Here is a 24,607-nt window from a genome sequence, read left to right as displayed (position 1 = left end):
GAGCCACCATGTTCAAGTGGCTATTGCAGAGCAGCCTGGCCAACCGTCTGCTCGTCCTGATCGCCTCCGCGGTGCTGGTTTTCTACGGCGCCTATACCCTGTCGCGCACCCCAGTGGATGTGTTCCCAGACCTCAACAAGCCGACCGTCACGATCATGACCGAGGCGGGCGGCATGGCTGCTGAGGAGGTCGAGCAGCTGATCAGCTTCCCGCTGGAAACGACGATGAACGGCCTGCCCGGCGTGGAGTCAGTTCGCTCCACCTCCAGCGCCGGCCTGTCCTTCCTCTACGTCACCTTCGACTGGAGCACGGAGATCTTCCGCGCCCGGCAAATGGTCTCAGAGCGACTCTCCAGCATGGAGGAGGGCCTGCCTGAGGGCGTCGTGCCGCGAATGGGGCCAATCAGCTCCATCATGGGCGAGATCCTGCAGATCGCGATCCCGATCGATCCCAACAAGATTTCCGCGATGGCAGTGCGCGAGTACGGCGACTGGGTACTGCGTCCGCGCCTGATGGCCATCCCCGGCGTGGCGCAGGTCATCCCGATAGGCGGCGAGGTTCGCCAATTCCAGGTGCAACCCGATCCCGCGCGCATGGCGCAGTTCGGCGTCACGCATGAGCAACTGGAGGCGGCAATCAAAGGCTTCGCCTCGAACACCTCGGGCGGCTTCCTGGAACAAAACGGTCGCGAGTACTTGATCCGCCACCTCGGTCGAACGTCCAGCCTGGACGCTTTGAAGAACCTGGCGGTCGGCGTGCGCAACGGCCAGAGCATTCTGCTGCGACAGCTGGCTGAGGTACGGTTCGCTGCCGCCGTGAAGCGCGGCGACGCCGGCTTCGAAGGCAAACCGGCGGTCATCCTCGGCATCCAGAAGCAGCCCACGGCAGACACCATCGCGTTGACCCGCTCGATCGAGACGGCCTTGGAGGAAATGAAGGCTTCGCTGCCGACCGGAATGGAGAAGCCCCAGGTCACGTTCCGACAGGCCAGCTTCATCGAGGCGTCGATCACCACGCTGCAGGGCAAGCTGATCGGCGCGTCGATCTTCGTGGCAGTGATTCTGCTGGTGTTCCTTGGGAATCTGCGCACGACGGTCATCGCCTTGGTGGCCATCCCGGTGTCGATCTTCATCACGGCCCTGGTCTTCAAGTACTTTGGCCTGTCGATCAACACCATGACCCTGGGCGGTCTGGCCATTGCTATCGGCGGCCTGGTAGACGACGCGGTAGTCGGCATCGAGAACGTCATGCGACGGCTCAAGGAGGATCGCGCCAAGCACCACGACCACCGACTCAATCCGCTCGAAGTGGTTGCGATGGCCACCATGGAGGTGCGCTCGGCCATCCTCTACGCCACGGTCATCATCGTGCTGGTCTTCGTGCCGCTGTTCGCGCTACCGGGCATGGAGGGTCGGTTATTCGTGCCCTTGGGCATTGCCTTCATCGTCTCGACCCTCGCCAGTCTGGTCGTTTCGGTGACGGTGACGCCGGTGCTCAGCGCCTACCTGCTGCCACGCATGAAATCGCTGGACCACGGCGACACCAAGCTGCTGAGCTGGCTGAAGACCCGCTACGAGAAGTCGCTGCAGGCGGTGCTCAATCGCCCGCGCGCCGCGCTAGCCGCCGGTGTAGTCACAGTGCTTGCTGCTGCGGCGGCGGTGCCGTTCTTTCCGACTACCTTCTTGCCACCGTTCAACGAAGGCACGCTGCTGATCGGCCTTCGGCTCAATCCCGGTGTCACCCTCGCAGAGTCTTCGGCGGTCGCGCGCCAAGCCGAGGTATTGGTCAAGCAGGTTCCCGAAGTCACCCATGTCGGCCGGCGCAGCGGCCGTGCAGAACTCGACGAGCATGCCGAGGGTGTTCACGTCAGCGAGCTCGACGTCGGTCTCAAGCCAGCCGGTGAGATCACCCGCAGCATGGACGAGATCAACGCCGACATTCGCAAGCGTCTGATCAACCTGCCCGCTGCAGTCGCTATCGGCCAGCCGATCTCGCATCGAATCGACCACATGCTCTCCGGTGTTCGCTCGCAGATCGCGATCAAGATCTTCGGCGAGGACCTCGACACCCTGCGCGGTCAGGCCGACTTGCTGCGTAGCAAGCTGGCGGCCATTCCGGGCGTCGCCGACCTGGAGATCGAGAAGCAGGTGCTGGCGCCGCAAATCAAGGTGCTGGTCGACTACGACGCCGCGGCCGCCTATGGCCTGCCGGCACCGCAGCTGCTACAGACCCTTCAGTCCCTGGTCGAGGGCGAGAAGATCACCCAGATCGTCGAAGGCGGCAGGCGCTTCGCGCTGGTGATGCGCCTGCCGGAATCGGCACGCTCGGCCGACGGGCTCTCCAAGGTGCTCATCGAGACACCCAAGGGTGCGGTGCCGCTGTCCAAGCTGGCGCAGATCGAAGAAGGCGACGGCCCTAACCAGGTCAGCCGCGACGACGGAAAGCGGCGCATCGTGTTGTCGGCAAACGCCCAAGGACGAGCGCTGTCAGAGATCGTCGCGGACATCCGTGCGGTCGTTGCCGACACCAAGATGCCCGAGGGCTACTTCGTCACCCTCGGCGGGCAGTTCCAGGCGCAGGAGGAGGCCTCTCGCTTGGTCGGCCTGCTATCCATCGTGTCCGCCCTGCTGATGTTCGTCGTGCTGTTCAGCCGCTACCAGAGCACACGCTTGGCGCTCCTGATCATGGCCAACATCCCGCTGGCCTTGGTCGGTGCGGTGCTGGGTCTTGCACTCGCCGGGCAGCCGCTATCGGTTGCCGCCTTGGTGGGCTTCATCACCCTGGCCGGTATCTCGGTGCGCAACGGCATCCTCAAGGTCAGTCATTACATCAATCTGATGCGCTTCGAGGGCGAATCCTTCGACCACAAGATGCTGCTGCGCGGCTCGCTGGAACGCCTCAGCCCTGTGCTGATGACCGCCCTGGTAACGGCTTTTGCGCTGGCGCCGCTGCTCTTCGAGGCCGAGCGCCCGGGGACGGAAATTCTGCATCCGGTGGCCGTGGTGATCTTTGCCGGCCTGATCAGCTCGACCCTGCTGGACACCTTCCTTACCCCGGCCATGGTCTGGTTGTTCGGGCGCCGCGACATCGAGCGACTGATGAACGACCGCCATGCCGACGCTTTCTGACCCACCGCTTTCCCTAACCCCGAAAGGAACTCGCATGAAGAACATGAAGACCCTCACCGCTGTCGCAGCTCTGATTCTGGCCAGCAGCACTTGGGCCCACGGCGAAGCCCATGAGCACAAGCCGCTGCATGGCGGCATCGTGATGGAAGCCAGCGACATGGACTGGGAGCTGGTGGCCAAGCCCGAGCGCATCGTCTTGCACGTGCGCGATCACGGCAAGGCGGCCAAGACGGCAGGCGCCAGCGGCAAGCTGACGCTGCTCAGCGGCAAAGACAAGACCGAGGCCGTGTTGAAGCCAGCCGGCGATGACAGGTTGGAAGCCGAAGGTCCGTTCAAGCTCGGTCCTGGCACCAAGCTGGTCGCCACCGTAACCCTGGCCGGCAAGAAGCCGGCCAATGTCCGCTTCACGCTGAAGTGAGTTGACGGGGGCTCCGGCCCCCTTCTTTGAGGAGCCCGTCATGCGCCTTACCAGTTCCTTCGCCGCCCTCATGGCGGTCATCACGCTAGCAGGCTGCGCAAGCAGCCGACCGTTTAGTGGCGGACGCACCTGGGAAGACGGCTGGCGCAAGGGTGTGGTCAGCAGCATCAACGATGAGTTGCGCTGGTACCAGCGCCCGGCCTGTGGCAAACGCGCGGGACCTGGCGACAAGTACGTGTCAGTGAGTTACCGTGCCAGTGGTCAGACCCGCTGGAAGTACATCCCGATGCCGGCGAAGCAGGCCCCTGAGCCGCAGTCCAAGGTGCTGCTCAACGTCAATAGCTGCGAACTGGCTCGCGATGCTTGACAAAACGGTGGCACAACGCGATGTCCGCATCCCGCCGCCAACATGAAGATCCTGGTAGTTGAAGACGAGCGGAGGCTGGCGAACTACATCCGGCAGGGCCTGACCGAGGCAGGTTACACGGTGGAGATCGCTCACAACGGCGTCGACGGCCTGCATGCGGCTACGACGAACGCTCACGACCTGGTCGTGCTGGACCGCATGCTGCCCGGCATCGACGGCATCGCCTTCCTCAAGGCTTTTCGCGGCACCCATCACACGCCGGTGCTGATGCTGACGGCGCGTGCCGATGTCGATGATCGTGTCACCGGCTTGCAGGCTGGTGCAGACGACTACTTGCTCAAGCCCTTCGCGTTTCCCGAGCTCCTGGCACGCATTCAGGCGCTGCTGCGCAGGCGCCCACATGCCGAGGAAGCGCATGTCGGCGCCGGGACGACCCTCAAGCTCGCCGATCTAGAGCTGGATCTGTTGAGGCGAAAGGTCGTGCGCCAGGGACGACGCATCGAGCTGACGGCCAAGGAGTTCAACCTCCTTACCCTGCTGATGCGACGTCAGGGCGAGGTTCTGAGCCGGACCGAGATTGCCTCTCTGGTTTGGGATATGAACTTCGACAGCGAAACCAACGTCGTTGAGGTTGCCGTTCGACGACTGCGCGGCAAGCTGGACGTACCTTTTGATCGGCCGCTGCTGCATACCGCGCGGGGGATGGGCTATGTGCTGGAGGCGCGCGAACCATGAGCGCAGCCATCGCGGCACAGGGTCAATCGCTTTCAAGAAGCCTGAGCCTAGGACTGGCCATCCAGGCATTCGCCATCCTCGGTCTGGTCTGTGCGCTCGTCTACGTCGCCACCTCGTTGACCTTGTCGGACCGACAGGACGCCACCCTAGTGGAAAAGAAGGCCATGGTGCGCCACCTGCTAGCCAAGACGTCCGCCAATGCCGACAAGCCGGCGCTTGAGCACATGCTCAAAGACTTTCTGATCGGCCACGAGGAAATGGGCTTGGTGCTGAAACTCGCTGATGGCCGATTTTTGTCGGCAGGGATGCAGCCAGAGCCTGACTACCGTCAAGCTAAGCGGCTTGAGTTCGTGGTCAGTGGGGAGGGCTTTGGCACCGGCCCCAGCGCCGCGACCCTGTACATGGATACCGCCAGCGATGCGGAGTTGCTGAGACGCTTGGCTTGGATTCTGGGCGTTTGCGCGCTGGCTGGCGCGGTGATCGTTTCTGCCGGCAGTTCGTGGATGGTTCGTCAGGCCATGGCGCCCTTGCACGGGCTGGTGCAGCAGTTGCGGCATCTGCGAGCCGACCGCTTGGACATGCGTCTGGACGGCTCGCTGCAGCCCGAAGAACTGCAACCTGTCATTGCGCAGTTCAACGAACTTTTGGATCGGCTGGACAGGGCCTATCGGCAACTGGAGGCCTTCAATGCCGATGTGGCACATGAACTCAACACGCCGCTGTCGGTGCTCATCGGCAGCTGTCAGCTCGGGCTGCAGCGCACGCGCAGCATTGACGAGCTGCGCGAGATCCTGGCCCGCAACTTGGAAGACTTGGATCGCATGGCTGGCATCGTCCGAGACATGCTGTTTCTGGCCAAGGCCGACCAGGGCGGGCGGATTCGCCAAGGTGCAGCCGTATCGCTGCGGCAGATTGCACTAGAGGTGGTTGACTTTCACGACGCTGCTCTGCAAGAAGCCGGCGTTCAGGTTGTGGTCATCGGCGATGCACAGATCGTGCTGGATACGGGCCTGATGCGACGCGCCTTGTCCAACCTCCTCAGCAATGCAACCCGCTACGCCGAGGGCGGCTCAAGCATCTACATCCGGATTGAGACCGCCGGCAGCGACGAGTGGGCGGTTGCGGTAGAGAACCAGGGTCCAGTCATTTCGGCGGCCGAGCTACGCCGGATCTTTGAACGCTTCTACCGAGCTGACCACGCCCGCTCCCGAAGCGACGTCAACCACGGGCTCGGTCTGGCTATCGTCGATGCGATTGCAAGCATGCATGGGGGTCGAACCTTCGCGTATTCCGATGCGGGGCGCACACAGGTCGGCATGTACCTGCCCCAGGCCCATCGGGCGCTGGAGCAGATACATACCGGGTCCCCCTCATGAGCGCTGATGGGCAACGCTCAGTTGGCTGGGTAGCGAGGCTCGCTGTTGTGCCTCGCTTGTTGTGAGCGGACTGTGTCGCAAGCCCGATCAGAACCGATGGCGAACGCCGAGCGCCATCACCGACGGATCGGCGCCGGGCGCGCTGGCGGCTGGGGTCACGCTGGTGCTCGACGAGTTAAGCCCAAAGCGACCGCTGGCGTTATTGCTCAGCCGCGCGTAGGAGGCGTAGACATTGGTGCGCCGCGACAACTCGTAGGAGTAGGTCGCGGCAAGCGCCGTCCCCTTTGCGCCCCCCTCCAATCGGTTGGACTGGACGTTGCCGAACAGGCGCCCCTTGCCCAGCCCGATCGAAGCGCCGATGTTGAACTGCTCGAACTTGTTGCCGGCACCACTGGGGTCGGCGACCAGGTAATTGCCCTTTACATCGACATCACCGATGCCGTAGCCAAAGCCCAGCGCGTACTCCTTGTCTTTGAGCCCGTTGAGACGCTCGACGTCGTGATATCCACCGCCGGCGTACAGACGTCCGGCATTGAACTCGACGGCGCTGCCCAACACTCGGGTTGCGCCGCTGGCGCCCTCGCTGGGGCTCGCGGCGATGCTTGCCCTCAGCCCGTTGAAGCGCGGCGTCACGTAGGTGACGGAGTTGCTCAGCCGGCGGGTCAGTCGATTGCTTGCGAATGCGCCAAGGTTCGTGCCAAAGAAGCCCTGGCCCATGATGTCGGCCGCACCGGCAACGGCCGCAATCGGTGCGTACTCGCGGCCCAGCATCAAGGCGCCGAAGCCTCCCTCCAGCCCGACCACGGCACGCCGACCGAAGAAAGCGGAATCCGCCGCGCCGGTGTCCAGCGAGACGCCAGATTCAAGATTGAACACGGCCTTGAGGCCCGCGCCAAGGTCTTCGCTACCGCGAAACCCGAGCCGGCTGCTCGACTGGTTGCCGGAGTTCAGCACCTTGCGGCTGCCGCGTCCTGGCTCACCGGTGTCTTCCAGCGCAACCGCCGCATCAACGATGCCGTACAGGGTCACGCTGCTTTGCGCTTGGGCGCCGAACGGCAGCGCCACCAGCAGGGGACAAGCTACCAACCATCTCTTCGTCATAAAAACTCCATGGAAGACGGGAACAATGAAAAGCCTCGTGGGCGGGAACCTGACGAGGCTCAATGCGGGTGTTCAAGGAAGCAACATCCGCACATCGATCTTTCGTTCGACGTTTCTGGCTTCCTGGTGCGGCCAACTCATGGTTGGCTCAGTGCTGCTCACGGATTGGTCACCAGCGATCAGTTCCGCTCGTACACGCTGGGACTCACGTACACCATCAGCTTCTCGACGGCGAAGCCGGTCGGGGCAATCTTGCGCAGGTCGACGGCTCGGTGGTTGGCGACGTCAAAGCGCCAGCTGAAGCTCTTGTCGCCACTGCGGAAGGTGACGGTGTCACCGCAGTTGACATTGATGGCGCGCGTGCTCTTCACATCGACCATCTGCGTGGCGACTTCCGTGCTGCTGGGCACGCCATACCACGAGCGCCCGTTGGCAAAAGTCTCCGGCTTAGAAGCCAGCACTGGCGACGTGCTCACCAATGCGGCGACCGCAACGGCAGTGATGGTCAATGACTTGATGACGGACATGGTGCTCTCCTTCGTTGAGCGCAGGGCTCTGACAACCAGAGCGCAACACTGCTTCAACACGGAGCTCACTCTAGAAATCGGGCCTCGACAGGCGTCCGTCACTCACATGACAAATTTGTCATCTCGGGGCCTCTCCGCCACCGCGCACCGAGAGCTTGACCTTGTAGCGGCTTCAGGGATTGAAATCACGGCATGAACCAAGATCATCACCCCAAGTCCGAGCCTGGCAGCTGCTGCAGCAAAGCGAGCGCATCACCCGCACATGACATTGCGACGAGTGCAGGCATCTTCGATGGCACGGTCTGGCGTATCGCCAACATGGACTGCGCCAGCGAGGAGTCCGAGATCCGCAACGCCCTTGCACCGATTGCCGGTATCGGTAGCCTTCGCTTCGATCTGGGCCGGCGGACCTTGGCGCTATCCGGCGACGCGGCCAGCATTGCAGCTGCTGAGGTGGCCATCAAGAAGGCCGGCTTTGAGCCACTTCAGCTGGCTGCCGCCGATGCACAGGCGCGGCAGGACGCGAACGCTCACGCAGCCGACGAGTACGGCAGCCTGAGCTCTGGCATGGCGCGCCTCGGGCTGGCGTTGGCCCTGGCCATTGCAGCCGAGTTGTTGGAGTTCTTTGCACCGGCCGCGCTGTCCTTCGACATCGCCAAGATGGCCCTTGCCGCGTTTGCGATATGGCTCGCTGGCTTCGGCACTTACAAGAAGGGCCTGTACGCGCTGCGCGCCCGCCGCCTGAACATCAATGCCCTGATGACCGTGGCGGTCACCGGCGCCTTTCTCATCGGCCAGTGGCCAGAGGCCGCGATGGTGATGGCTCTCTACGCGTTCGCCGAGCTGATCGAGGCGCGCGCGGTTGATCGTGCACGCAATGCCATCAAAAGCCTGATGGCACTGGCTCCCGAAGATGCCGAGGTTCAGCAGGCCGACGGTAGTTGGCAGCGCTTGGCAGCCAGGAGCGTGCCAGTTGGCTCCATCGTGCGCGTGCGCCCTGGGGAGCGCATCCCGCTGGACGGTGTCGTCAGTGCAGGCCAGGGTGCGGTGGACCAGTCCGCCGTCACCGGTGAAAGCATCCCGGTGGACAAGGAGCCGGGCGACGAGGTGTTTGCCAGCACGGTCAACCAGGCCGCGGCGCTGGAGATCCGGACCACCGCTCCGGCCAGCGACACGTTGCTGGCCCGCATCATCCGAGCCGTTGAGGAAGCCCAAGGCAGCCGCGCACCAACTCAGCGTCTTGTGGATCGCTTTGCCGCCGTCTATACGCCGACGATCTTTGTGCTGGCCTTGTTGGTGGCCACGCTGACGCCCTGGTTGATGGACTGGACCTGGATGCAGGCGGTCTACAAGGCTCTGGTGCTGCTGGTCATTGCCTGCCCTTGCGCCTTGGTCATCTCGACGCCAGTCACCGTGGTCAGCGGCCTGGCGGCGGCGGCGCGGCGGGGCGTGCTCATCAAGGGCGGCGCCTACCTGGAGGAGGCGCGCAAACTCAAGGTGGTGGCGCTCGACAAGACCGGGACCCTGACCGAGGGCAGGCCGCGGTTGGTGGTCTTCGAGCCGGTCGCAGCCTCTGCCGATGTGGCGCCGCTTCAGAGCTGGGCCAAGGCGCTGGCGTCGCGCTCCGATCACCCGGTGTCCAAAGCCATCGCGGCAGGGCTTGAGGTCCACGAGCTGGCGGTGGACGCCTTCGCTGCCCAGCCTGGCCGTGGCGTTCAGGGGCTGGTGGATCAGCGAGCACTGAAGCTCGCCAATCACCGCTGGGTGGAGGAGCTGGGCCTGTGCAGCGCGGCGCTAGAGGCGCGGCTGAAGCAGCATGAGCTGCAGGGCAGATCGGTGACCCTTTTGGTATCGGATGACCAGGTGCTGGCCTTGATAGCAGTTGCCGACCGCATCAAGCCGAGTTCACGCCGCGCCGTTGAGCGCCTAAGGGAGCTCGGGGTGCTGCCGGTGATGCTGACCGGCGACAACCTGCTGACCGCTGAGGCGGTGGGTAAGGAGGCCGGCATCAGCGAAATCCGCGGGCCCTTGCTACCCGATGAAAAGCTCAAGGCCATCGACGAGCTCCGAGCCGGCTACGGCCTGTCGGCGATGACCGGCGACGGCATCAACGATGCCCCGGCACTAGCCAGGTCCGATATCGGCTTTGCGATGGGTGGAGCGGGAACGCATACCGCGATGGAGGCGGCCGACATCGTCATCATGAACGACGACTTGCAACGCGTTCCCGAGACGATTGAGCTGTCGCGTCGAACCCATTCGATCCTGCTGCAGAACATCAGCCTGGCGCTGGGCATCAAGGCGGTCTTCCTGGTGCTGGCGGTGTTCGGCAACGCCACCATGTGGATGGCGGTCTTTGCCGACATGGGGGCTAGCCTGCTGGTGGTTGGCAACGGATTGCGGCTGCTCAGGAGCCGATCAGCGAATCCCTAGTCGGCCCAAAGCAACTCAGATCGCGCCGGCCTGAGCCAGCGCATTGAGCGTTGAGCGGGAGCTGACGAGCAATTCGACCAGTGCAGCCACCTAAGAGCAGGGTCAGCAAAAGCGTCGCAGGCGCGCCAGGATGAGCCGCAGGTGTGCGTGGCACCGCGCAGCAGCGCGAGCATCGCGTCGCCCAGGCAGACGGACTGCGTCTACCGCAGCCCAGCGCCATCGGGCTATTGGGCATGCCATCCTGCTCGATGAGCACTTGAGGTGGCGTCGTGCCGCGCGTCGTCTTCGGCGTGCACGTAGATGTTTGTAGTGGCGATGTTGGCGTGGCCGAGGTTGTCTCGTACCGCTTTAAGGTCGACCAGATTGGTTTGATGCGTGCCGGCGGTGTGGCGCATCCAGTGCGTCGACGCCTGCTCGATGTGCGCCGCGGCCGCTGCAGCTTGAGGATCGCCGGCGAGTCGCAAACGTTCGGCGCTACTACGCATCACCCCCTTGACGATCTCATGCACCGCAGTGCGGGCCATCCGCTTGATCGGTCCAATGACCGGCAGCAGCACCGGCGTGGTTTCGTCATGGGTGGCCAGAGGCGCCATGCCGCGTGATCGCCGATACCGCATCAACTCGGCCATGAGTTCGGTGGTGGCGGGAATCAGGCGAGTCTTGCCGCCTTTGCCGGTGACCTCAAGCCACCAGCGTTCCGTACCGTCGGCACCCCGCCGGCAGAAGAAGCCAGACATAGGGGTGTTGCAGACTTCCGTCACGCGCAGCCCACCGATGTACAGCAGCGAAAACAGCCAGCGCACCCGGGCCGCATGAGCCTGCTCGCGCTCGGTGCCGGTAGGCAGCGACTCGATGGTCTGTCGCACCTCCTTCCAGTGCGCCATGGGCAGGAACCGGGTCACTCGCGGTGCCCGATGGCTGTGCCGGCGCCGGGCAAGCGCCAGCGGGTTGCCGGCCAGATAGCCGGCTTCCACCAGCCAGCTGAAAAGGCTGTTGATGATGCTGAGGGCCTGGCGCGAGCTCTGAGGGCTGAGTGGCCCAGCAAATGGTCGCCACGCCGGCGAACTGCGCGCGGGCTTTTGCCCTGGTGCCATTACCCAGCGATGCGGCGGCTCTGGATTCGCCAGGAATCGTTGGTAGATCAGCATGTCCTCATGGGTGAGATCTGACAGCGCCACGCTGCGCTGCAGCACACACCACAGCAGTAGGCGCTCCGATTCCTTGCGGTAGCTGGCCAGCGTCGCGGGCGAGTCGATGTAGCGAGCCAGCCAGGCAATGACCGCTGAGCGATCGTCCTGCGCGCCGATCTGCATGCGCCCGGTGCCGCGATTGCGGCCGGTGCTGCCATCCAGGTGTTCAGGCACCAACAATTGGTCGATTGGGGCGATGTCAGGCACTGCACGATTTTTCGGCTAAGCACTTCTGACGATTATGGACATAAGAGAACTTATGTCCATAGCTTTGCGTAGAAAGTTGATAACCCAACGCATTACGCCGTAGTATCAATTCATGAGCACCGAAAACGAGATCCTTGCCGAGGTCGAAGCGCTGAAGGCCCGTTTCAGCGATACGAAGGCGTTGTACCGCGAAGTCTGCGCCTTGCTGTTCTTCCGGTACGGGATCACGCCCACAACCAACAAGCTCTACCAGTACGTCCGCAAGGGCACGATGGGCACGCCGGCCGAGGCTCTGGCCAAGTTCTGGGACGAGCTGCGTGTCAAAGCACGGGTCGAGATCGATCACCCGGACCTGCCGCCGGAGATCAAGACGGTGGCCGCCGAAGCGATCGCTGCGATCTGGCAGCAAGCCACCGCCGCAGCACGAAGCGATCTGGCCGCCATCCGGCTAGAGCTGCAGGCTGATCAGGAAAGGAGCCGCGAGCAGGAAGCTCAAGCCCAAGCGGCAGCCGAGCAGCTGCGGGGTGAGTTGGAACTGGCTCGGCATGCGCTGCAGCAGGTGCAGCTCGAGCTCGAAGCCGAACGCCTTGCGCACGCCGGCGCCCAGGCCCGCTTGCAGCAGGCTCAGGAACAGCTTGAGCAAGGGCACGCGCAGCAGCAGCGGCTGCAGGAGGGCTTCAGCGCTGACCTGGCCAAGGCGCGTGAGGCAGTCGACACCGCTCAGGAGCGCGCCGCCGCCGCTGAGCGCCGGGCGCTGCTGGAGATCGAGCAGGAGCGCCAGGCGCGCGCCAAGGCCGATAAAGCCTCGGAGGCCTTGCGCAGCCAGCTTTCGCAAGCCGAGTCTCGCGAGCGCCAGGCCTCGCTGGAGCACACCGAGGCGTTCACCAGGTTGACGGGGCAGCTCCAAGCCGCTGAAGCGGGTCACCAGGCCGAGCAGGCCAGTAGGGTGTTGCTTGAGCAGCAGGTACGCGCCTTGCACGATCAGTTGGCGGCCAGCCGGCAGGAAGCCACGCAGTACCGTACGGAAGCGGTGACCGTTCATGGGCTCCTCGAGCGACTCGCCCCTCCGACGGCCCCGGCGCCGGCTCCAACAAAGCCGGCGCGCAAGCGGACTGCCAAATAGAGGCCGGCTTCGGGGTCAGAGGGGCGCCGCGCTCCGCCGCCGTTTCGCGCGCGAAACGCTAGGCTGGCGGCTGATGGGCTCAACTTCGTTCCGTGGGCTCACGGCCTTGCAGCCACTGATCGAAGAGGATGTAGTTGGTCGGCGAGCGGTGGATCCACAGCCTCTGCCTAGGGTTGTCGTTCGCGGGAGCCCTTTGAACGTATGGATAGACACCGAGGTACTCCTGGCCGGCGTAGGACCCCGTGCTCTGCTGAGCGACGGGGAGGATTGCCGCCTTGCCGTTGCGGCCGTCCATAAAACCCAGCTCCCAGGGCATCCATTTCGACGCGCTGCTGTTGGCCGTGGTCGCGAAGAAAAGGCTTTTGCTCATTGCCATCCGCTTGCGCAGCACCTGGGCTGTCTCGGTGGTCACCCGGTCACGACTGAGCTGGCTATCGTGCACCCAGTCGACATAGACCTTATATCCCAAGTCCTCCAGCGACATCATGATCCCCAGGATCAACTCTTGGTCGGTGAAGCTGTGTGACAGGAAGATGTCGAACTCAGCGACGCTGGCGAGGACGCGGAGGCGTTCTTGAAGAACGCCGCCAGCCGACTTGTATACAGGTGTGCCAGCGCGCGCACGCTGGCGCAGATCCGATTCAATGAAGAGAGACATTCAGGCGATCCAGGTTTCGAAGTTGTCGTACCCGTTGTCTGTGATCCAGTCGTAGGTCTTCCACCAGTGCGAGAGCTTGAAGCCCATGCCTCGTTCGACCTCCGGACGCTGGTTGAAAGTGAACGGGCCAAGATCTTGGTACGCCACCCAGGCGGTGCCGCTCCAGACGATGGGAGAGCCGGTGCGCCCATCGGCGCTGATCTGCAGCGCGAGGTGGTCGAAAGGGTCGTGGCCCAACGGCAGCGAATTGCCAGTGCGATCGCGAATGCCGTTGATGTGGATGCCGAGTAGGCGGTTCCCGCGCTGGATGCTCTTCATGATCTCGTACTGGACCCAGCGTCTCGAATGGGTGCCCGTCCCGATCAGCACCGCCGTCGCGGTGGTGTTCTCCAAGGCCTCGTCGATAAGCCTCTTCAGCGCCGCATCGCCCTTGGTCTTGGCTTCCTCCCAGATCGACGCATCGAAGAAGCCGCCGTTACCATCCTTGAGAACGTTGTGGTTGCGCACGACGTTCGCGCGGAAGTCGGCGACGTCCTGGTAGTCGAAGCTGAAAAAACAGCGCCGTGCCATGCTTGTCTCTCCCCTCAGTTCCTGGTGACCTCTAGGAAGTGGGCTAGCGGATGCAGATGGCCAGCACGATCATGACGACGGCAAGGCCGGCGTAGTAGACGAACAAGGTTCGCGACAGCATTGCCGCTGCCCAGCTGTTTCGCAGCTCGCCTTTGTAGGGTCCGGTGTCCATGGAGAAGTCGATGTCCTCCTCCTTGAGCTGCCGGACGTGGTCGTACAGCGCCCGGAAGCGGCGCTCCATGCAGAGGAAGTAGCCGTCCAGGGCCCAAAAGATGATCAGCGGGAAGTAGGCGATCAGGATGTAGCCCTGCTTCGCATCCTTGGCAGCCAAGGCAAACAGCGCCGCGATCAGCGTGATGCTCCAACCCTTGAGCAGGAACAGGTTGCCTGCCATCCGGCCGATGGCTGCCTGAATGAACTCCAGGTGCTTGTGCTTGTTGGGCGAGTCGGACATCGCGCTCACGATCGCTGGACTATTGGCGGCGGGCGATGGCGTCCTCGACCCAGGCCGCTAGGTTGTTCTTGATGTGGTTATAGGCGTCGTGCGCCGGCGGGTCGTAGACCGGCGGAACAACGACGCGGCCGCTACCGTCGTGGAAGTTGAATTGGTCGAACGGGTTGGTGCCCTTAGCGCACGTTCCTTGGTTCGGGCACTTCAGGTTGTGGATGCGAATGCCCAGCAGGCCGCGTTTGTCCGCCCAGGCCTTTCTGATCTCATGCTTCACCCACGGCCGTGAGTGGGTATCGGTGCCGATCAGCACGACCACGCAGCGCTTGTATTTCATGTTGTCGTCGATCCAGCGCTCGATGGCGCCCGCGCCGCTGCGCTTGACGGTCTCCCAGTCGTTCTTGGAGACCGGTTCATCGCCGTCGATCATGCCCATCTGGCGGATCTGCTGCACCCGCATGACGTCGTTGTCGAAATGAAAGCTATAGAACACCGGAACTCGTGCCATGGTTTCCTCTCTGATCTAGATGGGTTTTGCGCTTTTGGCTGGGGCGGATGCCCAGGCCGCGGTACAGCAGCGCAACGAAATCCAGTGGCGCCAGGTCTTCAGGGGGCTTGAACTGAAGTTGGTCGGCGAGCTGGGCAGTAGCGCCGCCGGTCTGTGCGATGGGGATGCAGACCGCATCGGGCCAATACTGGGTGAACAGCTTGTGTTCATCGAGGATGCCGTGCATCCCGCCAATGAACACCGCTGCTTCGAACGTCGTCGACGCGAGCATGGCCTTGCGCATGGCGAGCAGGCTGGCCTCTTGGTCCGTTCCAACGGCATCGACCATCGTCACGTGGGCAAAGTGCTTGTTCTCGGCCGGGAGTACCTTCTCGAACAGCCGCGACTGAAACAGCTCCACCGCCTCGGTGCATTCGACGCCAACCGCTTGCGCAGCTGACCACAGCAGCGGCGTGATGGCGGGATGCCCGCCCCAGACAAGCTTTTTGCGGCCCAACACCACCAGCGCCAACGCATTGATGGCAGCTTGAATCTCCTGGGGGCGGCAGTCCGCGTCGTAGGGCGCCCGGGTCGGGACGCTGGCAGAAAGAAAGATCGCGCCCACGGCTTAGAGCTCGATGTCGGCCAGCTGCCAGTCGGCTTCGCGACTTCGCAGCCACTTGACGGCGCCAACGCGAGCAGCAAGCCAGTCCAGGTGGCGCCGCCATTCCTCGCTGATGCCCAGGTGGTCGTAGACCACCGCCGCGGCGCGCGAGTCGCTCAGGTCGATGCAGTCGTGCACATCCAGGGAGGTGGGCACACCGACCACGGGATAGGCCACCAGCGAATTACCCGACGGCAGCTTCAGGAGCACCGAACGCTTCTGGCCCACACCTTCCACACTGCCTCCGAGATCTTCGATCGCGGAGCGCAGCGTGCCGACCATGTTGGAGTGCCGCAGCGCCACGCTGACGCTTCGCACGCGCTCCAGTTCGAGCGCGACTTCGCTGACTACGGCGGCCGTCAGGCGCGAGCCGTCGAAGTCGACGTCGGCCAGCTTCTTGGAGGTCGCTAGGTTCGATTCGCGCGCTGGCGTGTGAGCCGGCCACACCAACTGGAGCATGGAGATGTGCTTGGCGATAGCGCGTCCCCATTCGGCCGTTGTCCACCGGCTGCTGAAGTAGCCGGGCGTGTCTAGCATGATCAACACGTCTGAGTCGCACAGCCGATGCCAAAGCGCCGCCTGGAAGTCGGCAGCGACTGAGACCGAATGCGTGTCCAGGAACACATCGAAGTGGCGCGCGGACAGCGCTTCATAGAGCTGCAGCGCAACGTCCGCAGATTCTTCTCGGCGGTAGCTGACGAAGACGCGGCGCTGGGCGGGTAGCAGGCCCAAGCACTGCAACGCCGCCGTGACGACTCGGCGCAGGTTTGTATCGGCCGCGTCGTGGAACATTGCGTTGATGCCCCGAAGCTCCGCCGGCAACTCCGCGCTGACGCGAGCAGCGCTACTGACCACCGGCACAACGGGCACGCCCAGCCGCTTGAGGCGATCAGCTTCGGGGTAGCCAGCACCGTCGGCGCCAAAGAAGACGGCCACTGTGGCCGTGCTGGCGCTGAAATCAGCCGAGATGCCGCGATCGATCGTGTAGTCGCGACCTCGCACCAGACCGAACAGGCCTAGGCAGTCATCGAAGGTGGCCGCAAACGCTGCAGTCTGCGCAGCGGTCGGCGAGCCCAGAACCAGGCATTGATAAAGCGCCATGGCCCGCTCCTACAGGAACGGCACGCTGCGAACGAACTGACCCTGATTGCCGCCAGCGGGGAGCCAGAGCAGTTGACCGGCGTTATTCGAGTCGACACGTCGATAGAGCTGCATGTACTCGTTGCCATGCGTCGTCGAGGAGTCGGACGTTTGCACGACGGCAATCCGGTCCGGCTGCTTCTGGCCGTCGGCATATCCCAGCTCCCAGGGGCACCAGCGCGAGGCCATCGAGTTGGCCGTTGCCAGAAACAGGAACCAGTCGCAGGACTTGATGCGTTGCTGGATGCGCGCGGCAGTCTCCCGATTGGGTTCGGGCGGCATCGACGCGTCTTTCCAGTCGATGTAAAGCTGCACGCCTTGCTCGGCAAGCAGGGACTGCAGGCCCTCAGCCAGCTTCTCGTCTCGGTGGCTGTGACACAGGAAGGCGGTCTTCTGAAGACCGGCGCGGACCTGCGATTTGATAACTGGTTGCCGTTGAGCAGCGCGCAGCAACTCGGCCTGAGCAATTGCCATTTGATCTCTTTTTTTCCTATCCCTGCGACAACGGTAACCAAACGTTTGTTGGCAGTCATGCGTGCGAACCCGTACAACGCCGCCCATTGACCAAGGGCCTCCTGGCCGTCGTCAACGGCCAGCGAGAAGAGGCGGAGGGGAGTGGGTTTCCGCAGCCAGGGAGACTGTGTCGCCGGTTTGCGCCAGCAGCATCCGCGGCGCGCTAGCGTTCATAGATGGCGGGGATCTCGCATCTTTCGCATCGCGCGCCGATGCAAGCAAATACCGAATTGAATCAATGGTTTAACGGCATTCCTGCGGATTTTTCAGGAATCACGGCCAACCCTCGAGCTCGCAGAGTCTGATCTGCGATCCAGCGCCGTGCGCCGTGTTTGACCGCGCGGGTGACTACGACGTGGTCGCGAGCAAGGCCGGCCACGCCAGCGCCAGCCTGCGGGTGCGGGTGACGCAGGGTCGCTGCCATGTGCAGACCGAGTCGTGGCGTCCGGCGTTGGCCGTTCTATGAGCCGCCTGTCGCGGCCCGCAGCGTCAGCCTCAGGCGTGACGCCCCTGACGGCTCAGGCGCGGTTTTGGAACCGCATCGCGCGCAAGTACGCGGCGGATGCGATCGCCGACTTGCCTGGGTATGAAGCCACGCTGGACCGGGTGCGCGCCTTGTTGCAGCCCCAGCAAACCGTGCTGGAGCTGGGCTGCGGCACGGGCAGCACCGCATTGCGTCTGGCCCCCCAAGTGCGAAGTTATCTGGGGACCGACCTGGCGCCGGAGATGATCACCATCGCCCGCGAGCGCTTGGCGCTGCAGCCCACTCCGGGTCTGCGCTTTGCAGTAGCTGATGCGGCTGATGCAGCCGACGCTGCGCCTCAGCGCCCAGCACCCGGCTTTGATGCCTTGCTGGCCTTCAATCTGCTGCACCTGCTGCCTGATCTTGACGCCAGCCTAGCGCAGCTGCTGAAACCGCTCAAATCGGGCGGCCTCTTCATTTCCAAGACGGCCTGCGTGGGCGAGATGAACCCACTGATTCCCTGGCTGGCCATTCCCGTGGCGCGCGTGCTGGGCAAGGCGCCGCCGGTGCGGGCATTCAAGGCGCCCACACTCGTGGCTGCCTTGGAGCGCCAGGGCTTGCAGATCGAGGCCGAGGAGCGCCACGGCACGAAGGGCAAAGACATTCGCATCTTCGTGGTGGCGCGCAAGCCCTGAGCACCTGCCGGCGCCAGGCCGCCACGCCGCGTGCCCACTGCCTCATCTTGTGGCAGGGCAGGTTTTCACTTGTCTGGACAAGCACTTGGCGCAAGGCCCCAAGAGGTATGCACGAACTTGTCCACAGCGGGCGGGGATAAGGCCGCGCTGAACCGACTGCCATTCGTGTCGGATTCCCCCTGACTGAAGGTCGGCCGCATGCCCGACAGCGCGCCGAGACTTTTGCACTCGCGCCGCCGGGAGGCGGCTCTTAACCTGATCCCAAGGCCCGCCGAAAACCTCTTCAAGGCGTGTTGCCGATGCAAGGAGAAGTCCATGGCCCCGATCACCCAAGCCACCGTGCAGCCGGGTTTCGAGCTGCGCTTCGATTCCTTGTTCCAGGCCGGCCGGGCGCTGGCCTTTCCCTGCGATGCCCACGGGGAAGTCAATCTGGATGGTCTGAGCGAGCATGCCCGCGAGAACTACCTGTTTGCGCGCGCGGTGGTGGGCCGCGAGTTCGCCACGCCGCATGTTTGTCGGCGTTGATTTGTCGGCGTTGATTCGCCGGCGCTGATCAAGGGCGAAGGGGCGCCAGCCTCGCGATGGCGCCTTCGATCTCAGCGGGTGTTAAAGCCGCAAAGCCCAGCAGCCAGGCATCCAGGGTTTTCTGCAAGCTGTGCAGGCCGGGCGTGACGACACCAGCACGGGCCGCCGCTCGACTCAGCCGGTCGCCTTGCCCCTGCGGTAGCGCCACACAGAGCTGCAGCCCGCAGCCCTCGGGCGCCAGCACCCGCGCCCAGGGCAGCTCGGCGGCTAGCCCCTGTTGCAGCAGCGTGCGACGGGCGTTGTAGAGCCGGCGCATGGCGCGCAGGTGCGTCGCGTAGTGCCCGCCGCCGATGAAGTCGGCCACCAAGGCCTGGAACCACCCGTTGCTGTGGCCATCCTGCAAGCTGCGCAGGGCCAAGGCGGCGGGCATCAAGCGATCGGGCAGCTGCGCATAGGCCAGGCGCAGCCCTGGCATCAGGGTCTTTGAGAAAGTGCCCAGGTAGACCACGCGCCCATCGGGGTCCTGGGTCTGCAGCGCCGGCAGGGCGGTGGCGGCGTCGTGGAAGTCGCTGTCGTAGTCGTCCTCGATCACCCAGGCGCCATGCTGACGCGCCAGGGCCAGGATCTGCGCGCGCCGTGCGGGGCTCAGGCGCACGCCTAGCGGGTACTGGTGCGCCGGGGTCAGGTAGATCAGGCGCGGCGGGGGCAAGTCGGCCTGCGGACACAGGCCCTCGGCGTCCACCTGCACGGGCTGCACCCGGGCGCCCGCAGCTGCAAAGCAGGCGGCGGCGCCGCGATAACCAGGATCTTCCATCCACACGCAGTCGCCAGGGTCCAGCAGCAGGCTGGCCAGCAGTTGAAGGGCCTGCTGCGAACTGGTCAGGATCAGCAATTGATCGGGTCGGCCTGCCAGGCCGCGGGCGGCTTGCAGGTGCTCGGCCAGCGCATCGCGCAGCTCTGGCAGACCCTGTGGATCTTGGTAGCGCGCCAGCGCCGGCGCATCGCCCTGGCGGCGACGGCCCAGACGCTGCCACAGCGCCCAGGGGAAGGCGCGCAGGTCGGGGCTGCCGGCGGCGAAGGGCAGGGGCGTCAGCGGGTCCACGCAGCCGCCGATCCGAAGGGCCAACTGCCCCCGTGCTGACAAGGTGGCCGGGCGGCTCGCTCCTGGGACGGCCGCGCGCGTCGCTTGGGTCGGTGTGGCGCGCAAATAGCTGCCGCTGCCATGGCGGCGCTCCAGCAAGCCTTCGGCCTGCAGCTGCGCATAGGCGGCCTCGACCGTGGCGCGCGACAGGCCCAAGTCGGCCGCCAGCACGCGGCTGGCAGGCAGGCGTTCTGCGACGGCACTGCGGCGCGCTCGGGCATGGGCACGCAGGCTGGCGCAAAGCTGTTCGCGCAGGCTCAAGCCCGAGCGTGCCGCGCGGTCGAAATGCTGCAACCAAAGACGGCTGGGTAAAGGCATGGCGCCAGTGTCGCGCCAAAGTGGTCTGCTGATCGCCCCCAAAGTGGTCTGACGACGCGGAGCGCGGGAGCCTAGAGTGTGTTCACCTTCAGGAGACCTTGATGAACGATTCCGCCGTGTTGCACTACCCGCCCGCCAGTCCCACTGAGACGGCCGACTACATGCAGTGGAAGCTGCGCTTCCATGCCGATGCCTGGGATGTGGCCGAGGACCTCAGCCTCGGACTGGATCGCCTGGTGGTGGTGGACACGCGCTCCGCCGCGCACTACGCCCAGGGCCATGTGCCGGGCGCCATCAGCCTGCCGCACCGCGAGATGACGGCCGAGCGCTGCGCCCAGCTCGATCGCAGCAAGGTCTACGTGACCTATTGCGACGGCATCGGCTGCAACGGCTCAACCAAGGGCGCCTACAAGCTGGCTGCGCTGGGCTTTCTGGTCAAGGAGATGCTGGGCGGTCTGGATTTCTGGAAGCGCGATGGCCACCCACTCGCTACGGGCACTCAACCGGGAACAATGCGCCGGCAGGTCGTCGGCATGGCCTGCGCGTGCTGAACGACGCAGAAATCACAAGGGGGCCTGTGGCCCCCTTGTTCATTTCGCGCCCCAGCTGTCCTTCAGAGTGGCGGTGCGGTTGAACACCGCCCGGCCTGCCGAGTGATCGACTCGGTCGGCCACGAAATAGCCGTGGCGCTCGAACTGCCAGTGGCTGGCGGGAGCCGCATCCAGCAGCGCCGGCTCCACAAAACCTTGGGTCACTCGCAGCGACTCCGGGTTCAGACAGGCCAGGAAGTCCTTGCCGCCGGCGTCGGGTTGGGGGTCGCTGAACAGGCGGTCGAACAGGCGAATTTCGGCCGCCACGGCCTCGTGTGCGGCCACCCAGGTGATCACGCCCTTGACCTTGATGGCATCCGCGCCGGGTGTGCCGCTCTTGGTGTCAGGCACGACCTTGGCCTGCACGGCAAGCACTTCGCCGGCTTCGTTCTTGGTGCAACCCACGCACTCGATCACATGGCCGGCCTTGAGGCGCACCTTGTTGCCCGGGAACAGGCGGTGATAGCCCTTGGGCGGCACCTCGGCGAAGTCCTCGCGCTCGATCCAGAGCTCGGGGCCGAAGGAGAAGCGGCGCTCGCCCAACTCAGGGTGGTGCGGATGGGCCGGGGCGCTGCAGGGGTCGCGGAAGTCGGTGGAGCCGAACACCTCGGCGTAGTTCACCAGCTCCAGCTTCAGGGGGTCCAGCACGGCCATGGCGCGCGGGGCACGGGCTTCCAGGTCGGCGCGCAGGCAGCCTTCCAGCACGCTGTACTCCAGCCAGCTGTTGGTCTTGGTGGTGCCGCTGCCGTCCACCATGGCGCGGATGCTCTCCGGCGTGTAGCCGCGCCGGCGCATGCCCACCAGGGTCGGCATGCGCGGATCGTCCCAGCCCTTCACATGGCCTTCGTCCACCAGTTGGCGCAGCTTGCGCTTGCTGGTCACCACATAGCTCAGGTTTAGGCGGCCGAACTCGTACTGGTGCGGCAGCGGCTGGGCCAGCAGCCCCAATTGCGCCAGATGGCCCAGCAGCCAGTCGTAGAAGGGCCGCTGGTCCTCGAACTCCAGGGTGCAGATGGAGTGGGTGATGCGCTCCAGCGCGTCCTCGATCGGGTGCGCATAGGTGTACATCGGGTAGATGCACCACTTATTGCCCGTGGCGTGGTGCTCGGCATGCTTGATGCGATAGAGCGCCGGATCGCGCAGATTGATGTTGGGGCTGGCCATTTCAATCTTGGCGCGCAGCACCATGCTGCCGTCCGCGTGCTGGCCGTCGCGCATCTCCCTGAATCGCGCCAGGTTCTCGGCCGGCGTGCGCGTGCGAAAAGGGCTGTCAGTGCCGGGCGTCGTGAAGTCGCCGCGGTTCTTGCGCATGTCGTCTGCGCTTTGCTCGTCCACATAGGCCAGGCCGGCTTCGATCAAGCCTTCCGCCGCGCGGTACATGAAGTCAAAGTAGTCGCTGGCCTGGTACAGATGGGTCTGGCCGGCGTGCTCCCAGCTCCAGCCCAGCCAGGCCACCATCTCTTTGATGGCGTCGACGTACTCCTGCTCTTCCTTTTCCGGATTGGTGTCGTCAAAGCGCAGGTGGGCGGCGCCGCCGTAGTCCCGCGCCAAGCCGAAGTTCAGGCAAATGCTCTTGGCGTGGCCGATGTGCAGATAGCCATTCGGCTCGGGCGGAAAACGGGTGCGGATCTTGGCCGGGTCCAGCGCGCCGGCCGCGTGGTGGGCGGCGTCGCCGGGCGAGCCCCCAAAGCGTCGCTCCGGCCCCTGGCCCCGGCTCCACTGCTGCAGATCGCGCTCAATCTGCGCGCGCAAAAAATTGTGGCCAGGGGTGGGGGCTTCGACGGGGCTATTCATAGGGGAAACGCAATGCAAAACGGGCCTGGTCGGCCCGGGGAGCGGCATTGTAGAAGTGCGCCTCTGTCACAGAGGCCGCAGCGGGCTACAAGGGCTTGAAGCGCGCCGCATGCACGCGGCTCACCGTGATGCGCTCGGGCCTGCCGTGCAAGTCCAGTAGGGCCTGGCCGTTTTCCAGCCGTTCGGCGCGGCGCACGGCGTCGATATTGACGACGGTGCTGCGATGCACCTGCCAGAAGCGCTCGGGGTCCAGCTGCGGCAGCAACTCGCGCAGCGAGATGCGCACCCAGTGCTCCCTGCCGGTCGTCACGGCGCGCACGTATTTGTCGGCGGCTTCTAGATAGAGCAGCTGATCCACGGGCACCAGCTCAATCTGGTTGCCCACCGCCACTTGCAAATGGCGCAGGCGCGGCGTGCTGGGGGCGGATTGGGCCTGGCTCAGCAAGGTGCGCAGGGCGGCAAGCGTGTCGTCGGCCTGTGCAGCCCCCGGCGCCGCCGAAGCAGCCCGTTGGGCCAGGGCCGCTTGCAGGCGCTGCACGGTCTGGCGCAGGCGCTCGGTTTGCGCGGGCTTGAGCACATAGTCCACCGCAGCCGCCTCGAAGGCCTTGAGCGCATACTCGTCGTGCGCGGTGACGAAGACGATCAAGGGCAGGGCACCCGCGTCTTCGGGCCAGTCCTCGGCCAGGGCGGTGGCGGCCTCCAAGCCAGTGAGCCCCGGCATGCGGATGTCCAGAAACACGATCTCGGGCCGCAGGCGCAGGCCTTGCTCCAGCGCCGCCTGGCCATTGGGCGCAATGCCCAGCACCTCCAGCTCGGGCCACAGGGCCTGCAGTTCGGCACGCAGGTGCTCGCCCAGCAGGGTTTCGTCTTCGGCAATCAGGGCGCGGGGGCAGCTGTTCATTTCAGGGGCAACTCCAATTCGGCCCGGCAGCCCTGGGGATCCAAGGCTTGCAGGGTCAGGCTGGCGCGTGGGCCGTACAGGCTTTGCAGGCGTTCGCGGATCTGGGTCAGGCCAAAGCCGGTGCCATCGCTGGCGGGCGCCTGGCCCAGCCCGACGCCTTCATCCTCGACGCACAGCAGCAGGCGCTGATCCCGACGCCGCGCCGAGATGCGCAATCGTCCGCCATCCACCGCCGGCTCCAGCCCGTGTTTGATGGCGTTTTCCACCAGGGGCTGCAGCAGCAGCGGCGGCACCGGCAACGCGGCCAGCTCGGCCGGCAGGTCCAGCTCGGGGCGCAGGCGCGCACCCATGCGCACCTGCATCAGGGCCAGGTAGTCGCGCAGGCGCTCGAACTCGGCGCTCAAGGGATGGCTTTCGCGGCGGCTGGCCTGCAGGGTGGCGCGCAGAAAGGCGATCAGCTGATCCAGCATGGCCTGCGCGTCGTCGGGCCGCAGCTTGATCAGGACCCGCAGATGCGCCAGGGTGTTGAACAGCATGTGCGGCTCCAGCTGGGCCTGCAGGGTTTGCAGCTGGGCCTCGGCGGCCTGACGCTGGGCCTGTTCATGCGCCAACTTCAGTGCTGCCAGCGATTCGCGGGTGAAAAAGTAGTACGCCACCGCGGCCGAGATCAGCACGATGAAGCCCACCGTCACCAGGGTCTGCAGCAGGCTGCCGCCCCATAGATTGCGTTGTGGGCGGTCTAGCAGCCAGTCCACCAGGCCGTGACCCAGGGTGTAGCCCAGCAGGGGCATCAGCACCAGGCCGGGCAGGGCCCAGGTCCAGCCGGGCCAGTTCTTCAGCAGGGCTGGGCTTTGGCCGCCGCGGCGCAGCAACCAGCGGCTGACCCCGGTGTTGTAGAGCGCAATGCCATAGGCGATGCACAGGGTGATGGCCTGCGAATACAGCATGCCGCCCCAAAAGTGGCGCCCACCGCGGATCAACCAGTTCAACACCCCGATGACCAGGCCCACGGCCAGGATGTTCAGCAGCTCGTTGATGCGGGGGTGGCGCTGGCGCCAGGGCGGGGCGAGGGAATCAGGGGTCATGGACAGAACA

The 24,607-nt window shown here is 64.8% G+C and carries 25 protein-coding genes; 11 read left to right on the top strand and 14 right to left on the bottom strand.

Features of this window, described 5'->3' with window-relative positions:
• Positions 1-8: 8 nt before the first annotated feature.
• The 5 genes from FF090_RS10420 to FF090_RS10400 are packed head-to-tail and all read left to right on the top strand — an operon-like array spanning position 9 to position 6,024.
• The gene (locus FF090_RS10420; RefSeq protein WP_138856665.1) at positions 9-3,128 is read left to right on the top strand and encodes an efflux RND transporter permease subunit; all 3,120 of its coding nucleotides are present in this window, start codon (positions 9-11) and stop codon (positions 3,126-3,128) included.
• A gap of 34 nt (positions 3,129-3,162) precedes the next feature.
• Positions 3,163-3,546: a hypothetical protein gene (locus FF090_RS10415; protein WP_175423614.1), complete on the top strand. Its 384-nt coding sequence runs from the start codon at positions 3,163-3,165 to the stop codon at positions 3,544-3,546.
• 40 nt (positions 3,547-3,586) lie between these two features.
• Positions 3,587-3,913: a hypothetical protein gene (locus FF090_RS10410; protein WP_138856664.1), complete on the top strand. Its 327-nt coding sequence runs from the start codon at positions 3,587-3,589 to the stop codon at positions 3,911-3,913.
• A gap of 42 nt (positions 3,914-3,955) precedes the next feature.
• Positions 3,956-4,648 carry a heavy metal response regulator transcription factor gene (locus FF090_RS10405; protein WP_138856663.1) on the top strand — a complete coding sequence of 231 codons (693 nt, stop codon included), beginning with the start codon at positions 3,956-3,958 and terminating at the stop codon, positions 4,646-4,648.
• Complete coding sequence (locus FF090_RS10400; protein WP_138856662.1) at positions 4,645-6,024, top strand: heavy metal sensor histidine kinase; 1,380 nt, start codon at positions 4,645-4,647, stop codon at positions 6,022-6,024. Before FF090_RS10405 ends, FF090_RS10400 begins: the two co-directional genes overlap by 4 nt.
• Positions 6,025-6,111: 87 nt before the next feature.
• Here FF090_RS10400 and FF090_RS10395 read toward each other — a convergent pair whose 3' ends face one another.
• Both FF090_RS10395 and FF090_RS10390 read right to left on the bottom strand, forming a co-directional pair.
• On the bottom strand, positions 6,112-7,125 hold the full coding sequence (locus FF090_RS10395) for a porin (RefSeq protein ID WP_138856661.1): 1,014 nt from the start codon (positions 7,123-7,125) through the stop codon (positions 6,112-6,114).
• A 179-nt stretch (positions 7,126-7,304) separates the two neighbouring features.
• Complete coding sequence (locus FF090_RS10390; RefSeq protein WP_138856660.1) at positions 7,305-7,652, bottom strand: CzcE family metal-binding protein; 348 nt, start codon at positions 7,650-7,652, stop codon at positions 7,305-7,307.
• Between the two features lie 192 nt (positions 7,653-7,844).
• On the opposite strand from FF090_RS10390, the gene FF090_RS10385 reads away from it, so the two are divergent.
• A complete protein-coding gene (locus FF090_RS10385; protein WP_138856659.1) occupies positions 7,845-10,085 on the top strand; it encodes a heavy metal translocating P-type ATPase in 2,241 nt (746 codons plus the stop codon).
• Positions 10,086-10,309: 224 nt separating this feature from the next.
• On the opposite strand, the gene FF090_RS10380 is transcribed toward FF090_RS10385, so the two are convergent.
• Positions 10,310-11,482 carry a tyrosine-type recombinase/integrase gene (locus FF090_RS10380; protein WP_246071382.1) on the bottom strand — a complete coding sequence of 391 codons (1,173 nt, stop codon included), beginning with the start codon at positions 11,480-11,482 and terminating at the stop codon, positions 10,310-10,312.
• 112 nt (positions 11,483-11,594) lie between these two features.
• Between FF090_RS10380 and FF090_RS10375 the strand changes: the two genes are divergently transcribed.
• Entirely contained in the window at positions 11,595-12,605 is a 1,011-nt protein-coding gene (locus FF090_RS10375) for a DNA-binding protein (RefSeq protein WP_138856658.1), read from the top strand.
• Positions 12,606-12,684: 79 nt separating this feature from the next.
• On the opposite strand, the gene FF090_RS10370 is transcribed toward FF090_RS10375, so the two are convergent.
• From FF090_RS10370 to FF090_RS10340, 7 genes are read right to left on the bottom strand one after another with little or no spacing between them, the layout of a single operon-like run.
• Positions 12,685-13,263 carry a toll/interleukin-1 receptor domain-containing protein gene (locus FF090_RS10370; protein WP_138856657.1) on the bottom strand — a complete coding sequence of 193 codons (579 nt, stop codon included), beginning with the start codon at positions 13,261-13,263 and terminating at the stop codon, positions 12,685-12,687.
• Positions 13,264-13,833, bottom strand: coding sequence for a TIR domain-containing protein (locus FF090_RS10365; RefSeq protein WP_138856656.1), 570 nt, complete (start codon positions 13,831-13,833; stop codon positions 13,264-13,266).
• A 43-nt stretch (positions 13,834-13,876) separates the two neighbouring features.
• A complete protein-coding gene (locus tag FF090_RS10360; protein WP_138856655.1) occupies positions 13,877-14,287 on the bottom strand; it encodes a hypothetical protein in 411 nt (136 codons plus the stop codon).
• A gap of 19 nt (positions 14,288-14,306) precedes the next feature.
• A complete protein-coding gene (locus FF090_RS10355) occupies positions 14,307-14,789 on the bottom strand; it encodes a TIR domain-containing protein (RefSeq protein WP_138856654.1) in 483 nt (160 codons plus the stop codon).
• Positions 14,764-15,393 (bottom strand): Thoeris type III anti-phage system protein ThcA, encoded by a 630-nt coding sequence (thcA, locus tag FF090_RS10350; protein ID WP_138856653.1) that lies wholly within the window; start codon positions 15,391-15,393, stop codon positions 14,764-14,766. The genes FF090_RS10355 and thcA overlap by 26 nt, the downstream gene beginning before the upstream one ends.
• A 3-nt stretch (positions 15,394-15,396) precedes the next feature.
• A complete protein-coding gene (gene thcB4, locus FF090_RS10345) occupies positions 15,397-16,533 on the bottom strand; it encodes a Thoeris type III anti-phage system protein ThcB4 (protein ID WP_138856652.1) in 1,137 nt (378 codons plus the stop codon).
• A 9-nt stretch (positions 16,534-16,542) separates the two neighbouring features.
• Entirely contained in the window at positions 16,543-17,046 is a 504-nt protein-coding gene (locus FF090_RS10340; protein ID WP_138856651.1) for a toll/interleukin-1 receptor domain-containing protein, read from the bottom strand.
• 367 nt (positions 17,047-17,413) lie between these two features.
• Here FF090_RS10340 and FF090_RS19255 point away from each other — a divergent pair, with 367 nt between their 5' ends.
• The 3 genes from FF090_RS19255 (at position 17,414) to FF090_RS10330 (ending at position 18,768) form a co-directional block, all read left to right on the top strand.
• The gene (locus FF090_RS19255) at positions 17,414-17,551 is read left to right on the top strand and encodes a hypothetical protein (RefSeq protein ID WP_175423613.1); all 138 of its coding nucleotides are present in this window, start codon (positions 17,414-17,416) and stop codon (positions 17,549-17,551) included.
• Positions 17,548-18,243: a methyltransferase gene (locus FF090_RS10335; RefSeq protein ID WP_138856650.1), complete on the top strand. Its 696-nt coding sequence runs from the start codon at positions 17,548-17,550 to the stop codon at positions 18,241-18,243. The genes FF090_RS19255 and FF090_RS10335 overlap by 4 nt, the downstream gene beginning before the upstream one ends.
• A gap of 315 nt (positions 18,244-18,558) precedes the next feature.
• Complete coding sequence (locus FF090_RS10330) at positions 18,559-18,768, top strand: hypothetical protein (protein WP_138856649.1); 210 nt, start codon at positions 18,559-18,561, stop codon at positions 18,766-18,768.
• A 28-nt stretch (positions 18,769-18,796) separates the two neighbouring features.
• Here the strand turns inward: FF090_RS10330 and pdxR are convergent, their stop codons facing one another.
• A complete protein-coding gene (gene pdxR, locus FF090_RS10325; protein WP_138856648.1) occupies positions 18,797-20,227 on the bottom strand; it encodes a MocR-like pyridoxine biosynthesis transcription factor PdxR in 1,431 nt (476 codons plus the stop codon).
• 101 nt (positions 20,228-20,328) lie between these two features.
• Here pdxR and FF090_RS10320 point away from each other — a divergent pair, with 101 nt between their 5' ends.
• The gene (locus tag FF090_RS10320; protein WP_217502984.1) at positions 20,329-20,778 is read left to right on the top strand and encodes a rhodanese-like domain-containing protein; all 450 of its coding nucleotides are present in this window, start codon (positions 20,329-20,331) and stop codon (positions 20,776-20,778) included.
• Positions 20,779-20,817: 39 nt separating this feature from the next.
• Here the strand turns inward: FF090_RS10320 and FF090_RS10315 are convergent, their stop codons facing one another.
• From FF090_RS10315 to FF090_RS10305, 3 genes are all read right to left on the bottom strand, one after another.
• Positions 20,818-22,611, bottom strand: coding sequence for a glutamine--tRNA ligase/YqeY domain fusion protein (locus tag FF090_RS10315; RefSeq protein ID WP_138856646.1), 1,794 nt, complete (start codon positions 22,609-22,611; stop codon positions 20,818-20,820).
• 85 nt (positions 22,612-22,696) lie between these two features.
• Positions 22,697-23,512 carry a LytR/AlgR family response regulator transcription factor gene (locus tag FF090_RS10310; RefSeq protein ID WP_138856645.1) on the bottom strand — a complete coding sequence of 272 codons (816 nt, stop codon included), beginning with the start codon at positions 23,510-23,512 and terminating at the stop codon, positions 22,697-22,699.
• Complete coding sequence (locus FF090_RS10305) at positions 23,509-24,597, bottom strand: sensor histidine kinase (protein ID WP_246071381.1); 1,089 nt, start codon at positions 24,595-24,597, stop codon at positions 23,509-23,511. Before FF090_RS10305 ends, FF090_RS10310 begins: the two co-directional genes overlap by 4 nt.
• Positions 24,598-24,607: the final 10 nt, after the last annotated feature.

The sequence above is a fragment of the Inhella inkyongensis genome (genome assembly GCF_005952805.1).
GTDB lineage: Bacteria > Pseudomonadota > Gammaproteobacteria > Burkholderiales > Burkholderiaceae_C > Inhella > Inhella inkyongensis.
This window is presented reverse-complemented; position numbering and strand designations above follow the sequence as displayed.

What these genes read in the sequence shown, in the direction of transcription:
- FF090_RS10305 (WP_246071381.1), bottom strand. Translation starts at nt 24,597, where the DNA reads ATGACCCCTGATTCCCTCGCCCCGCCCTGGCGCCAGCGCCACCCCCGC.
- FF090_RS10405 (WP_138856663.1), top strand. Translation starts at nt 3,956, where the DNA reads ATGAAGATCCTGGTAGTTGAAGACGAGCGGAGGCTGGCGAACTACATC.
- FF090_RS10390 (WP_138856660.1), bottom strand. Translation starts at nt 7,652, where the DNA reads ATGTCCGTCATCAAGTCATTGACCATCACTGCCGTTGCGGTCGCCGCA.
- FF090_RS10355 (WP_138856654.1), bottom strand. Translation starts at nt 14,789, where the DNA reads ATGGCACGAGTTCCGGTGTTCTATAGCTTTCATTTCGACAACGACGTC.
- FF090_RS10415 (WP_175423614.1), top strand. Translation starts at nt 3,163, where the DNA reads ATGAAGAACATGAAGACCCTCACCGCTGTCGCAGCTCTGATTCTGGCC.
- FF090_RS10320 (WP_217502984.1), top strand. Translation starts at nt 20,329, where the DNA reads ATGAACGATTCCGCCGTGTTGCACTACCCGCCCGCCAGTCCCACTGAG.
- FF090_RS10410 (WP_138856664.1), top strand. Translation starts at nt 3,587, where the DNA reads ATGCGCCTTACCAGTTCCTTCGCCGCCCTCATGGCGGTCATCACGCTA.
- FF090_RS10420 (WP_138856665.1), top strand. Translation starts at nt 9, where the DNA reads ATGTTCAAGTGGCTATTGCAGAGCAGCCTGGCCAACCGTCTGCTCGTC.
- thcB4 (WP_138856652.1), bottom strand. Translation starts at nt 16,533, where the DNA reads ATGGCGCTTTATCAATGCCTGGTTCTGGGCTCGCCGACCGCTGCGCAG.
- FF090_RS10385 (WP_138856659.1), top strand. Translation starts at nt 7,845, where the DNA reads ATGAACCAAGATCATCACCCCAAGTCCGAGCCTGGCAGCTGCTGCAGC.
- FF090_RS10400 (WP_138856662.1), top strand. Translation starts at nt 4,645, where the DNA reads ATGAGCGCAGCCATCGCGGCACAGGGTCAATCGCTTTCAAGAAGCCTG.
- FF090_RS10370 (WP_138856657.1), bottom strand. Translation starts at nt 13,263, where the DNA reads ATGTCTCTCTTCATTGAATCGGATCTGCGCCAGCGTGCGCGCGCTGGC.
- FF090_RS10395 (WP_138856661.1), bottom strand. Translation starts at nt 7,125, where the DNA reads ATGACGAAGAGATGGTTGGTAGCTTGTCCCCTGCTGGTGGCGCTGCCG.
- FF090_RS10330 (WP_138856649.1), top strand. Translation starts at nt 18,559, where the DNA reads ATGGCCCCGATCACCCAAGCCACCGTGCAGCCGGGTTTCGAGCTGCGC.
- FF090_RS10315 (WP_138856646.1), bottom strand. Translation starts at nt 22,611, where the DNA reads ATGAATAGCCCCGTCGAAGCCCCCACCCCTGGCCACAATTTTTTGCGC.
- FF090_RS10310 (WP_138856645.1), bottom strand. Translation starts at nt 23,512, where the DNA reads ATGAACAGCTGCCCCCGCGCCCTGATTGCCGAAGACGAAACCCTGCTG.
- FF090_RS10375 (WP_138856658.1), top strand. Translation starts at nt 11,595, where the DNA reads ATGAGCACCGAAAACGAGATCCTTGCCGAGGTCGAAGCGCTGAAGGCC.
- FF090_RS10340 (WP_138856651.1), bottom strand. Translation starts at nt 17,046, where the DNA reads ATGGCAATTGCTCAGGCCGAGTTGCTGCGCGCTGCTCAACGGCAACCA.
- FF090_RS10360 (WP_138856655.1), bottom strand. Translation starts at nt 14,287, where the DNA reads ATGTCCGACTCGCCCAACAAGCACAAGCACCTGGAGTTCATTCAGGCA.
- FF090_RS10335 (WP_138856650.1), top strand. Translation starts at nt 17,548, where the DNA reads ATGAGCCGCCTGTCGCGGCCCGCAGCGTCAGCCTCAGGCGTGACGCCC.
- FF090_RS10365 (WP_138856656.1), bottom strand. Translation starts at nt 13,833, where the DNA reads ATGGCACGGCGCTGTTTTTTCAGCTTCGACTACCAGGACGTCGCCGAC.
- pdxR (WP_138856648.1), bottom strand. Translation starts at nt 20,227, where the DNA reads ATGCCTTTACCCAGCCGTCTTTGGTTGCAGCATTTCGACCGCGCGGCA.